General features: G+C 63.7%; 12 protein-coding genes. 5 read left to right on the top strand and 7 right to left on the bottom strand.

What is annotated here, in order from left to right:
- From NMG46_RS06670 to NMG46_RS06650, 5 genes are read left to right on the top strand one after another with little or no spacing between them, the layout of a single operon-like run.
- Nucleotides 1-1116 carry an ABC transporter ATP-binding protein gene (locus tag NMG46_RS06670; RefSeq protein ID WP_254816904.1) on the top strand — a complete coding sequence of 372 codons (1116 nt, stop codon included), beginning with the start codon at nt 1-3 and terminating at the stop codon, nt 1114-1116.
- Nucleotides 1117-1121: 5 nt separating this feature from the next.
- Nucleotides 1122-2636 carry a GMC oxidoreductase gene (locus tag NMG46_RS06665; protein ID WP_254816903.1) on the top strand — a complete coding sequence of 505 codons (1515 nt, stop codon included), beginning with the start codon at nt 1122-1124 and terminating at the stop codon, nt 2634-2636.
- Complete coding sequence (locus NMG46_RS06660; protein ID WP_254816902.1) at nt 2633-3394, top strand: 3-ketoacyl-ACP reductase; 762 nt, start codon at nt 2633-2635, stop codon at nt 3392-3394. The genes NMG46_RS06665 and NMG46_RS06660 overlap by 4 nt, the downstream gene beginning before the upstream one ends.
- Before the next feature lie 12 nt (nt 3395-3406).
- Entirely contained in the window at nt 3407-5035 is a 1629-nt protein-coding gene (locus NMG46_RS06655) for a GMC family oxidoreductase (protein WP_254816901.1), read from the top strand.
- A gap of 10 nt (nt 5036-5045) precedes the next feature.
- On the top strand, nt 5046-5357 hold the full coding sequence (locus tag NMG46_RS06650; protein ID WP_254816900.1) for a Dabb family protein: 312 nt from the start codon (nt 5046-5048) through the stop codon (nt 5355-5357).
- On the opposite strand, the gene NMG46_RS06645 is transcribed toward NMG46_RS06650, so the two are convergent.
- From NMG46_RS06645 to NMG46_RS06615, 7 genes are all read right to left on the bottom strand, one after another.
- Nucleotides 5358-6203: an EamA family transporter gene (locus NMG46_RS06645; protein WP_023675361.1), complete on the bottom strand. Its 846-nt coding sequence runs from the start codon at nt 6201-6203 to the stop codon at nt 5358-5360.
- A gap of 7 nt (nt 6204-6210) precedes the next feature.
- Entirely contained in the window at nt 6211-7125 is a 915-nt protein-coding gene (locus tag NMG46_RS06640; protein WP_254816899.1) for an endonuclease/exonuclease/phosphatase family protein, read from the bottom strand.
- Between the two features lie 89 nt (nt 7126-7214).
- A complete protein-coding gene (locus NMG46_RS06635; protein ID WP_254816898.1) occupies nt 7215-8765 on the bottom strand; it encodes a sodium:proton antiporter in 1551 nt (516 codons plus the stop codon).
- A 155-nt stretch (nt 8766-8920) separates the two neighbouring features.
- Entirely contained in the window at nt 8921-9985 is a 1065-nt protein-coding gene (locus NMG46_RS06630) for an ABC transporter ATP-binding protein (RefSeq protein ID WP_254816897.1), read from the bottom strand.
- A 16-nt stretch (nt 9986-10001) separates the two neighbouring features.
- Nucleotides 10002-10793, bottom strand: coding sequence for an ABC transporter permease (locus NMG46_RS06625; RefSeq protein ID WP_254816896.1), 792 nt, complete (start codon nt 10791-10793; stop codon nt 10002-10004).
- Nucleotides 10790-11704 (bottom strand): ABC transporter permease subunit, encoded by a 915-nt coding sequence (locus NMG46_RS06620; protein ID WP_023675356.1) that lies wholly within the window; start codon nt 11702-11704, stop codon nt 10790-10792. Before NMG46_RS06620 ends, NMG46_RS06625 begins: the two co-directional genes overlap by 4 nt.
- A gap of 64 nt (nt 11705-11768) precedes the next feature.
- Nucleotides 11769-12875: an ABC transporter substrate-binding protein gene (locus NMG46_RS06615; RefSeq protein ID WP_254816895.1), complete on the bottom strand. Its 1107-nt coding sequence runs from the start codon at nt 12873-12875 to the stop codon at nt 11769-11771.
- Nucleotides 12876-13028: the final 153 nt, after the last annotated feature.

Raw genomic sequence — 13028 nt, 5'->3', positions numbered from 1 at the left:
ATGGCTTTTCTGGAAATTGACGGGCTGAAGAAGCGTTTCGGAGCGGTCGAGATCCTGAAAGGCATCGACCTCGACTTGGAAAAGGGCGGCTTCCTCGTGCTGGTCGGGCCTTCCGGTTGCGGCAAGTCCACGCTGCTCAACACCATTGCCGGCCTGGAAACCATCACCGAAGGCGAAATCCGCGTCGACGGACGCACGATCAACGATCTCCACCCCTCCAAGCGCGACATCGCCATGGTGTTCCAGAGCTATGCGCTCTATCCGAACATGACGGTTGCCGGGAATATCGCCTTCGGCATGGAGATGCGCGGCGTGCCGGCCGATGAGCGCCAGAAGGCGATCGACAAGGTGGCAAAGGTCCTGCAGATCGGCCATTTGCTGAAGCGCAAGCCAAGCCAGCTTTCCGGCGGCCAGCGCCAGCGGGTCGCCATGGGTCGGGCGCTGGTGCGCGATCCAAAGCTGTTCCTGTTCGATGAGCCTTTGTCCAATCTCGACGCCAAGCTGCGCGTCGACATGCGCATCGAGATCAAGCGCCTGCACGCCACCACCGGCACCACCATCGTCTACGTCACCCACGACCAGATCGAGGCCATGACGCTGGCCACCAAGATCGCGGTGATGCGCGACGGCGAGGTGCAGCAGTTCGGTACGCCGGCCGAGATCTATAACAATCCGGTCAACCTGTTTGTTGCCGACTTCATGGGCTCGCCGGCGATGAACCTGATCCCGGCGACGATCGGCAGCAACGGATCCGGCTTCTCGGTCGTCATGGAGCGCGAGGCGCGCCATCCGATCTCGCTGCCGCTGGCCAATGCGCCGGCCGGCCTGTCGGCATTCCACGGAAAACCAATCATCTTCGGCGTCCGCCCGGAAGCACTGACCGATCCCGAAGGGGCCGAACGCAACGCCTCGAACATCGCCCGCGCCGACTGTCACATCGAGGTCATCGAGCCGGCCGGCTCGGATACGTTCGCGGTCACCAATCTCGGCGGCAAGGCGGTGGTGGCGCGGCTGCGCGCCGATGCCAACATCCAGCCCGGCACGGTCACGCCGCTCGCCTTCAACCTGACCAAGGCGGTGTTCTTCGATCCGGCGACCGAGAAACGCATCGTCTGACCGCCATGACAAATCCAGACATCGTCATCATCGGCTCCGGCATCGGCGGCGCCACGATCGCCTCCGGCCTTGCCGGCAGTGGCGCCTCGATTCTGATGCTGGAGCGCGGCGAAGCCCTGCCGGCAACCCCGCACGCACGCGACACCCGCGCGATCTTCGTCGATGGCCACTATAGGCCGAAGGAGATGTGGCTCGAGGCCGGCGGAGCGCCTTTCAACCCGGGCAATTACTACTATGTCGGCGGCAATTCGAAATTCTACGGCGCGGTGCTGATCCGCTACCGCAGGGAAGACTTTTCGGAGATGGAGCACTATGGCGGCATCTCGCCGGCCTGGCCGTTTTCCTACGAGGAATTCGAACCCTGGTATTCCAGGGCCGAGCAGCTGTACCGCGTGCGCGGTGCACTCGGCGAAGACCCGACCGAGCCGTTCCACTCGATGCCCTACCCTTTCGGGCCGGTGCCGGACGAGCCGCCGATCGCGCGTGCCCGCGCCGAGCTCAGGAGCCTGGGCCTGCACCCGGCATCGCTGCCGCTCGGCGTCGACATCGAAGCCTGGCTGAAAGACGGCAGCACGCCGTGGGACGCGTTTCCCAACACTGGCGCCGGCAAGGTCGACGCGCAAACGGGGCCGCTGGCGTCGGCCCTTGCCGACCAGAACATCAAGCTCGAGACCGGCGCCCACGTCGAACATCTCGAGGCATCGCCGGATGCCCGGACGATCGCGGCCGTCCATTATCGCCAGAACGGTACGCTGAAGAAAGTCGCGCCAAAGCTGGTCATCCTATCGGCCGGCGCGGTCAATTCCGCCGCCATCCTGCTGCGCTCGCCCACCCCTAACGGCAAAGGCGGTGGCAAAGGCCTGGCCAACCGCTCCGACCAGGTCGGCCGCAACTTCATGAACCACAATTCGAGCGCCATGCTGGCGATCGATCCACGCCGCCGGAACAAATCCGTCTACCAGAAGACGCTGATGCTGAACGATTATTATCTGTCCGACGGCAAGGGCGGCAAGCCGCTCGGCAATGTCCAGCTCCTCGGCAAGATCGACGGCAATATCCTTAAGGCCAATGTCAGGCGCGCGCCCAAATTCGCGCTCGATTTCATGGCCGGCCACGCCGTCGACTGGTATCTGATGTGCGAAGACCTGCCCGATCCCGAGAGCCGCATCATGCTCGACGGCAAGGACATCGTCATGCAGTGGCGGCGCTCCAACATGCAGTCGCTCGACGGACTGACCAAGGTGATGCGCGAGAATTTCCGCGCCTGCGGCTATCCGATCATCCTGTCGCGTCCGTTTGACAAGCGCACGCCCTCGCATCAGTGCGGCACGGTGAAGATGGGCAAAGATCCAGCGACCTCGCCTCTGGATCCGTTCTGCCGCTCCTTCGACCACAGCAATTTGTTCGTCGTCGATGCCGGCTTCCTGCCGAATTCGGCCGCCGTCAATCCGGCGCTGTCGATCGCCGCACAGGCGCTGCGCGTCGCCGACCACATCTGCAAGACGGAGCTTGCAACATGAGCCGCCCCGCAGCGATCGTCACCGGCGGCGCGCGCGGCATCGGCCTTGCTTGCGCCGAGGCGCTGGCCGATGCAGGCTTCGACATCCTCGTTGCCGACCTTGCCGGCGAAGCCGCCGACGGGCTCGCCGCCGACATCACCGGGCGCGGCGCGAAATTCGCCTATGCCAGCAGCGACATCGCCGACCTCGACGGCCATGCAGCGCTGATCGATGTCGCGACAAGCGCCTTCGGCCGCATCGACTGCCTGGTCAACAATGCTGGCATCGGCAGTGTCCTGCGCGGCGATCTGCTCGAGCTCAAGCCGGAAAATTTCGACCGGGTGCTCGGCATCAATCTGCGCGGCACGGTGTTCCTCAGCCAGGCCGTCGCCAAAGCGATGCTAGGCCTGCCGGGCGATGGTGCGAGATCGATCATCACCGTCACCTCGGTCAGTGCCGCCATGGCCTCGCCGGAACGTTCCGACTACTGCATTTCCAAGGCCGGGCTTTCGATGTGGGTGAAGAACCTGGCGCTGCGGCTTGCCACCGAAAACATCGCCGTGTTCGAGGTGCGGCCGGGCATCATCCGCACCGAGATGACCGCGGGTGTCACCGCCAAATATGACGCGCTGATCGAGAGCGGGCTGGTGCCGGCGATGCGCTGGGGCGAGGGCCAGGATATCGGTGCCGCCGTGGCGGCGCTCGCCGGCGGCAAGCTCGGCTTTTCGACCGGCTCGGTCATCAATGTTGACGGCGCGCTGTCGGTGCCGAGGCTATGAACAGGTGATGCCATGACCGACTTCATAATCGTCGGCGCCGGCCCGGCCGGCTGCGTACTCGCCAACCGGCTGAGCGAAGATCCGTCGCATCAGGTGCTGCTGCTCGAAGCCGGCGGCAAGGACTGGCATCCGCTGATCCACATGCCGGCCGGTTTTGCCAAGATGACCAAGGGCATCGCCGCCTGGGGCTGGTCGACTGTGCCGCAAAAGCACATGAAGGACCGCGTCTTCCGATACACGCAGGCCAAGGTGATCGGTGGCGGCTCGTCGATCAACGCCCAGATCTACACGCGTGGCAACGCCCGCGACTACGACGCCTGGGAGAAGGAAGAAGGGCTTGCCGGCTGGGGCTATCGCGACGTGCTGCCCTATTTCAAACGCGCCGAGAACAATCAACGTTATGCTAACGATTTTCACGGCGACCAGGGCCCGCTCGGCGTGTCGAACCCGATCGCGCCGCTGCCGATCTGCGAGGCCTATTTCCGCGCCGGGCAGGAGATGGGCATCCCCTTCAATCCCGACTTCAACGGCGCCAGCCAGGAGGGCGTCGGCTATTACCAATTGACGCAGAAGGACGCAAAACGCTCTTCGGCCTCGGTCGCCTATCTCCGGCCGATCCGCGAACGCAAGAACCTGACGGTCAGGACCGGCGTTCTGGTGACGCGCATCGTCGTTGACAAGGGCCGCGCAATCGGCGTCGAGATCGTCGACAGGCCGGGCGGTCAGCCAGCGATCCTGCGCGCCGAACGCGAGGTGATCGTCTCGTCCGGCGCCATCGGCTCGCCGAAGCTTTTGATGCAGTCGGGCATCGGCCCGGCCGACCATTTGAAAGCGGTCGGCGTGACGCCTGTGCACGACCTGCCAGGCGTCGGCTCCAATCTGCAGGATCATCTCGACCTGTTCGTCATCGCCGAATGCACCGGCGATCACACTTACGACAACTACGCCAAGCTGCACTGGATGGCGTGGGCCGGCCTTCAGTACCTGCTCCTGAAGAAAGGCCCGGTGGCCTCCAGCCTGTTCGAGACCGGCGGCTTCTGGTACGCCGATCCGACCGCCGCCTCTCCTGATATCCAGCTGCATCTCGGCCTCGGCTCCGGCATCGAGGCCGGCGTCGAGAAGCTGAACAATCCGGGCGTGACACTGAACTCGGCCTTCCTGCGCCCGCGCTCGCGCGGCACGGTGCGGCTGAACAGTGCCGACCCGGCCGACCGCCCGCTGATCGATCCGAACTATTGGTCCGATCCCTATGACCGCGACATGTCGATCAAAGGGCTGAGGCTGGCGCGCGAGATCATGCGGCAGAAAGCGCTGCAGCCCTATGTGCTGCGCGAGGTACTGCCGGGACCCGACCTGCAGAGCGGCGACGAGCTGTTCGACTACGCCTGCCGCAGTTCCAAGACCGACCACCACCCGGTCGGCACCTGCCGCATGGGTTACGATGCGATGAGCGTGGTGACGCCGGAGCTCAGGTTACGTGGGATCGATGGCCTGCGTGTCTGCGACGCCTCGGTGATGCCGCGCATCCCCTCCTCCAACACCAATGCCCCGACGGTCATGGTTGGTGAAAAGGGCGCCGATCTGATCCTTGGCCGCGAGCCGCTGCCGCCGGCGGTGTTTTCCACCAACCGAGCGGCATGAGGGACAAGGAATGATCCGGCACTGTGTTTTCGTCAGAGTCCGCAACGATGTCGCTAACGCCGAGCGGGCGGCGATCCATGCCGATCTCGAAGCGTTGCGGGCGATGATCGACGGCATGGGCAAGGTCGAATTCGGCGCCAACACCAGCCCCGAACCCTTCGCCCGCGGCTTCACGCACGGCTTCACCATCGACTTTCGCGATGCCGCCGCGCGCGATGCCTATCTCAAGCATGAAGCGCATCAGCGAGCCGGCGCAAGACTGGTCGCGGCGCTCGAAGGCGGCACGGACGGGCTGATGGTGTTCGACCTGGAGATCGCGTGACTATCCCATTCTCAGCGCAACCACGCCGGCAACGATGCTGAGCACCGCGGCACCCCGCCATGCCGTCATCTTCTCGCCGAGCGCGAACACCGAGATCATCATGGCGAACAGGATCGATGTTTCGCGCAACGACGCCACCGAGGCGATCGGCGCCTTGGTCATCGCCCACATCACGATCCAGTAGGCGCCGCCGCTGAGCACGCCGGTATAGATTCCTGCCTTCCAGTCGCGGGCCAGTACCGGCAGCGCCTGTGGGCCGCGAAAGACGACGCAAAGCACCAGCGCCCACAGCGCATCGCAGACGAACAGCCAGGCCGCATAGCTCGATGCGGTGGCGGCCAGCCGCGCGCCGCTGCCGTCCGACAGCGTATAGCTGGCGATGAAGATCGATGTGCCCAACGCGAAACCGACAGCGCGCAGGTTCAATTTCTCCAGATGCGCACCGCCGCGAAACGACAGCACCAGCGTGCCCGCCGACAACAAGAGAATGCCGAGAATGGCGAGCGGCGCCGGCATCTCGGCAACCACCACAACGCCCCCCAAAGCGGCCAGCAATGGCGCGGTGCCGCGCGCCAGCGGATAGGTCTGGGCGAAATCGCCGGCCTTGTAGGCGCCGATCAGGAACGTCCGGTAGCCCATGTGGAAGACAACAGAGGCGAGGATGTATGGCCACACTTCCGGCTTCGGCACCTCGACGAAGGGCAACGTCACCAGCGCGGCGGCACCCATGCCGAGCGTCATCAGCGTTATCGACAGGAAACGGTCGAGATGGACCTTGACCAGCGCATTCCAGATCGCATGCATGGAAGCGGCGGCGAGCACCGCGAAAAAGACAAACAGGCTCATCGGCGGTTCATCCGCCGCCCGTCCCTATGACGATCGGCGTCTCCAGGTCGATATCGACCCAGAGCGGAAAATGGTCGGAGGCGATTTGGCCGATTTCGGCGCTGACCGAGCGCACGCGCCCGGCAAACATGCCGCCGACGAAGCAATGGTCGAGCCGGCGCTTTGCGATCCTGCCGTCGATGGACTTCACATGGGTATGAAAGTCCGACGTCGGTTCGCTGGCGACGGCGGCGGCGTCGACAAAACCGTCGAGATAGGCGGCACCGCGATGATAGGGCGCGCTGCCGACGATGCGGCGGTACTCGGCGCTACCCGGCTCCATATTGAAGTCGCCCAACCAGATCGCCGCTACGGGGTTTTCTGGCTCCTGTTCGCCATTGCTCCAGTTGCGCGCCGGTTCATCGTCGGTGCCGCTCCATGGGCCGCCCTCGGACGGCGCGCGGCGATGCTCGGCCAGCAGATAGTCGATCTGCTCCAGCCGCTCCTCGGCCGCGATATGCGCCAGATGCAGCGAAAAGAACCGCACCGGGCCGGCAGGGGTGCGGATCATGCATTCAAGTGCGGCGTTGCGGGTGTTGAGCGGCCGCAGCGTGCGCCTGAGCGGCAGCGTGTGCAGCCGCGACCAGACAATCGGCAGCTTAGACAGAACCATGGTGCCGAATTGCCGCCGCCGGTTGACGATGCGGCCGTCACGCCGCTGGCTGGCATCCATGTCGAAGGCCGGGCCGTAGACCCAATGGTAGTCGGGCAGCAATCGCGAAAGAAGTTCCGGCTGGTCGTCCTCGTTGCTGCGTAACCAGTGCCGCTCGACTTCCTGCAAGGCGATGATGTCGGCGCCGGCGACGACCTTGGCGCAACGCGCCAGATCGTAGCGGCCATCGCCGCCGAAGCCGTACTGGATGTTATAGCTGACCAGCTTCATTGCTTATCCGGCTCAGTTTCCTGCTGGCAGTAGCCGTTCGGTGGATTGGTTGCAATGTGCAGCCGAACGGAGGGAGCTTGGGCCAGATGCTAAGTCGTCAGTGGCTGGAACCGCCCGGGCGGGGATGCAGCCAGTTCCGACCAGTCGATCTCTTCCTCGAGGCGGTGGTAGGCCTCGTCGCCGATCGTTCCGTCGATGCGCAGGCGCTCCAGCGCATCGCGCTGGCTTTTGATGGCATAAAGACGCAACCTGTCATACTCGGTCGCCGCCTGGGCATCCTCCGGGTTCTCGGCAATGGCGCGCTGGGCGGCATATTGCTCGCGCACCGCCCCCGCGGCGCTCGACGTCTTGCCGCTGAGCACGTCGAGCGCAGCCTGCATGATGGCGACGCGCGCCTGCGCCACCTCCCGGTCGACCGTCTGGTCGGGCTTGAGATTGAGCACACTGAGCAACGGCTTCAGGCTGACGCCTTGCAGCACCAGCGTGCCGAGCACGACCGTGAAAGCGGCGAGCACGATCGGATCACGGCCCGGAAAGTCGGCCGGCAAGGCGAAGGCTGCCGCAAGCGTCACCAGGCCGCGCATGCCGCACCAGCCGATAAGCACGCCGCCGCGAAATGTCGGCGCGTCCTTCCGCCTGTCCTCGTCGCCTAGACGTGCCAGCGCTCTGAGGATCGCGCCGCAGCCCAGCACCCAGACGAGCCGCGATACGATGACAATGGCCAGCACCGCCAGGGCAAACACGAACGCCTCGCTTTGTCCTTGCTCGGCAAGTCGACCGACAATCGATCGCGCTTGCAGGCCCATCAGGACGAAGGCCAGGACGTTGAGCACGAACACCGCCGTCTCCCAGACCGAGTAGGAACTGACGCGATTCCTTGCCGGCATGCGGCGCGGCGATGTACGGGCGATCGTCATGGCATAGACGACGATCGTGATGATGGCGGACAGCCCTATCCTGTCGGCCAGGATCCAGACGCCAAAGGTTGAGGCGAATTGCACCACGGTGCCGCTCGCCGGGTCGTCGATACGGCCGAGTATGGCGAGAGACAACCGGCCGAGCACATAGCCTGCGGCAAGGCTGCCGACCGTCGACAGCAGGATCATTGGTACGGCACTGCTCAACAGGATGGAGCCGGCGGCTGCGGAAACCGACATTCGGTAGATCAGCAGTGCCGTCGCGTCATTGAGAAGGCTCTCGCCTTCCAGGATGGCGGTGATGCGGTGCGGAACCTTGAACTGTCCGAGCACGGCCGCCGCTGCCACCGCATCGGGCGGCGCCACGATCGCGCCAAGCGCTATGGCGGCGGCGACGGGCAGGCCTGCCATCGTCCAGCCCACCAGAGCGACCGTCACCGTGGTGAAGATGACGGCGCCAAGCGCCAGCAGGATGAGCGAAACCTTGTAGCGGTTGAGATCGCGCAGCGACGTGTCGTAGGCGGCGTCGAGCAGCACCGGCGCGATGAACAAAGCAAGCGCCAACTCCGGGTCGATCTCGATGGTCGGGGCAAACGGCAGGAAGGCGATGCCAGCGCCGGCCAGCGCCAACAATGAAGGATAGGGAATCTGCAGACGCCGCGACAGCGCGGTCAGGACGACCGCGATGAGAAGCAGGACAAGGGTGAGTTCAAAAAGCGCCATGCCTTATCGTAGCGGTGAAGCCGGGCGATTGGCACTGCAAAAACGGCAACGGCTTTGGCTGCTGGCGAATGGTGAATGGTGAATGGTGAATGGCTGCGTGCAGAGGAATTTCGGCGCGTAAAGCGCATGCTCACTATTCACCATTCCCTCTACCCCTAATGCAGCACCAGCATGTCGCCCGACGAGAACGAAATCTCGGCCTTTTCGCCGACGGCCGGCGGCGGCGTGGCCGGGCTGTTGAACGTGTCGAGCGAGACCGTGGCGCCGCCGATGCCGACGCGCACCCGGATGACCGAGCCGAGGAAATGCACCTCGGCGATTTCGCCCGAAAGGCTGGAGTCGCGGCCGGGGTGGCGCCCCAGCGAAATCGCTTCCGGACGCAGTGCCAACGACAGCGTGTCGCCGGATTTCGAGCCGTTGAGCTTGCCCTTGAGCGAAACCTCTTGCGAATTGACGCGCACCTTGCCCGAAGCCGCGTCGGTGACCGTGCCCTCAAGCACGTTCAGCGTGCCGACGAAATTGGCAACGAATTTGGTTGCCGGCCGGTTGTAGATCTCGAACGGCGTGCCGACCTGTTCGGCCTTGCCGCCATACATGACAGCAATGCGGTCGGAGATCGACAGCGCCTCTTCCTGGTCGTGGGTGACGAAGATGGTGGTGATGCCGAGCTTCTTCTGGATCGAGCGGATTTCCTCGCGCAGCGACACGCGCACCTTCGCGTCAAGCGCCGACAGCGGCTCATCGAGCAGCAACAGCTTCGGCTTCGGCGCAATTGCCCGCGCCAGAGCGATGCGCTGCTGCTGGCCGCCGGAAAGCTGGTAGGGATAGCGGTCGCCCATCTGCGGCAGCTTGATGATGTCGAGCATTTCGGCAATGCGCCTGTCGGCATCGGCCTTTGGCATGCCGGCGACCTTCAGCCCGAAGCCGATATTCTGCGCCACGGTGAGGTTCGGAAACAGCGCATAGGCCTGGAACACCATGCCGACATTGCGCTGGTTGGGCTTCAGCCGGGTGATGTCCTTGCCGGCCACGACGATCTTGCCGGCGCTTGGCTCTTCGAAACCGGCGACCATGCGCAGCACCGTCGTCTTGCCGCAGCCCGATGGCCCAAGGAAAGAGACGAATTCGCCCGGCTCGACGTCGAGGTTGAAATCCTGCACCACGGTGATGGGGCCGAAGGATTTTCGCACATGCTGGATTGAGAGGAATGGCTCGGTCATGGCTTTTTCCTTCGGGTCAGTTCGGACGGTTCGCCGATCGCGGCGCGAAACGCGACAGGATCTGGATCAGCGACATGCAGCCCCAGGTGATGGCGAAGGCGATGATGGCAAGCGCCGCCGGCTCGTAGGCCCGGTTGGCGCCGACGTTCTGCAGATAGGGTCCGAAGGCAGGCCGGTTGAGCAGGCTGGCCATGGTGAATTCGCCTATCACGATGGCGAAGGTCAGGAAGGCGCCCGACAGCACCGCGATCAGCACATTGGGCAGGATGACCCGGGTGATGATCGTGCCCCAGCCGGCGCCGAGAATCTGCGCCGCCTCAGTCAGTGTCCGCACGTCGATCGTGCGAAGTCCGGTGTCGACAGCGCGATACATATAGGGCAGCGCCAGTGTCGCATACCCGATGACCAGCAAGGCATTGGCTCCTGTCTCGCTGCCCAGGAACGGCAGCGGTGAGTTCGACCCGTACATTCTGATGTAGCCGAAGACGATGACGATGGCGGGAATGACCAGCGGCAGCAGCGTGATGAACTCGACGACGGGCCTGAGCTGCGGCATCCGCAGGCGGATCCAATAAGCGGTAGGCACCACGATCAGCACGCCGAGAATGATGGTGAAAACAGCAGTGAGTACGGAATAGCCGAAGGTCGCCTGGAAACGGGGGTCGCCAAACACGACTTTGTACGCATCGAAGGAATAGGCGCCGCGCCGCATGCGCATGGAAAATTCCACCGTCGCGATAAGCGGAATGAAGAAGTAGGCAGCGCCCAGCGCGAAGACGACCCAGGCCCAGAAACGTCCGCTCTTCATTTAAGCCACCTTTCCGAGCGCGTCCGGAACCAGATGTAGAAGACATTGGCAAGCCCGGTGATGACGATCATACCGAAGGCAATCGCATAGCCGAGATGGGCATTGTGCAGCACGTCGCCGCGGATCTGCGCGTAGAGCAGGATAGGGACGATGTTAAGCGAGGAGCCGGTCAGAGCGTAAGCGGTGGCGATGGCACCGAAGGCGTTGGCGAACAAGAGGATGACGGTGCCGAGGAAGCTTGGCCAGATCACCGGAATGACGACCATACGCCAGAACTGCGCCTGGGTCGCGCCAAGCGTTGCCGCCGCTTCGCCCCATTCCTTCTTCAGCCCGTCGATCGCCGGCACGATGATCACCACCATCAGCGGGATCTGGAAATAGACATAGGTCAGTGTCAGGCCCCAGAACGACAGAATGTTGAAACCATGGGCATAAATGTTGAAGCCGACCAAGACGTTGAGCAGCACCGTGGCGAGCCCGAGCCGGCCGAGCGTCGCGAGAAAGGCGAAGGCCAGCGGCACGCCGGCAAAATTGGAGGCCACGCCGGAGAAGGTCAGTGTCGCCGAGCGTATCCACTCCGGCAGCCCGCCGCGCACGATGGCGATGGCAATGGCAAGCCCCGCGAAAGCACCGATCAGCGACGAGGCGAGGCTGACCTTGATTGAGATCCAGTAGGCGGCAACGATCGACGGCTGCGCCAAGGCCGCTATGTTTTCGAAAGTGAATTCGCCGGCATCGTTCCGGAATGCGCCCAGCATCAGATAGAGCGTGGGCAGGATCAGGAACATGATGGCGAAGATGAAGAAAGGCGCAACGCCAAGCCATTGTGTCGGCAGCCTCATGCTGCGGGCGTCGGCAGGAGGCGCGGTCTTCCCGGCAACAGCGTGATCGGACAACGAGATATCGGTCATGCGCCGGCTACCGTCCTGGAGGTATGCCGGGCGGCGATCTAAGCCGCCCGGCTGATCTCAAGTCTTACTTGACGTTGGCGCCGACGACGGCATCCCAGTTCTTGGTGATGGCTTCCTTGGCCTTGCCCTGCTCGTCGAGCGTCGGGAACACCGCGGCTGCATAGGACTCGGCCGGCGGCAGCTTGGCCATCACGTCAGCCGGGAGCTTGCCATTCTTGGCGAGGTCGTTGAAGCGGATCGGGTGACAATAGCCCTTCAGCCAGCCGATCTGGCCTTCGTCGGAATAGAGATATTCCAGCCATAGCTTGGCAGCATTCGGGTGTGGCGCGTAGGCGCTGATCGCCTGAACATAGACGCCGGCGACGACACCGGTCTTCGGCACGACGACGTCGACCGGCGGATTGCCCTTCAGCGTATCGCGGCCGGCAAGCGCGTTATAATCCCAGGTCACCAGGATTGGCGTCTGGCCTTGGGCAAGCGTCGCGGGCTTGCCGATGACCGGCACGAAATTGCCGGCGGCGTTGAGCTTCTTGAAGAAGTCGAGACCAGCCGTGCCGGCGGCTTCGCCGGCGGCCGCACCGCTGGAAAGGCCGGCGGCATAGACGGCCTGGATGGCCTGGTTCGAAGCACGCGGGTCACCGGCGAGGGCCACGGTATTGGCAAATTCCGGCTTCAGCAGGTCGGCCCAGTCGGCCGGCGCTTCCTTGACCAGGTCCTTGTTCACCAGAAACGAAAGCACGCCGTAGTAGTCGCCGGTCCAAAAGCCTTCGGCATCCTTGGCGCTGTCCGGGATCGAGTCCCAGGTTGATACTTTATAAGCCTGGATCAGGCCATCCTTCTTTGCGGTCGGGCCGAAGGACAGGCCGACGTCGATAACGTCGGGCGCCTGCGGGCCCTTGTTGTCCTTGTTGGCCTTGATCGCTTCGACCTCGTCGCCGGAGCCGGCATCGGGGTTGAGTTCGTTGATGGTGATTTCCGGATACTTCGCCTTGAAGCCGTCGATGACGGCGCCATAGCCGCACCAGTCATGCGGCAGCGCGATAGTCGTGAGCTGGCCTTCAGCCTTAGCTGCGGCGACCAGTTCATCCATGGACTGGGCCGACGAGATGGCAGAGGTCGCCATCAGGGCGACGGCCGTAAGGGAAAGCAGTTTTCCCGTGAATTTGAACATGTGTTCTCTCCGTTGAACTGACGCCGTTGGACGCCTGCGATGCGGTATCGTTTTCGTGTGACAGCCAGATGAAAGCTCTGTGAAAGCGATGCCCTGCAGTACGAAAAAGTAAACTCTTTTTAGCCGGCCGTAGCAATCGCTACGCGGCTATTT

Source organism: Mesorhizobium sp. LMG 17147 (genome assembly GCF_024297145.1).
GTDB lineage: Bacteria > Pseudomonadota > Alphaproteobacteria > Rhizobiales > Rhizobiaceae > Mesorhizobium.
This window is presented reverse-complemented; position numbering and strand designations above follow the sequence as displayed.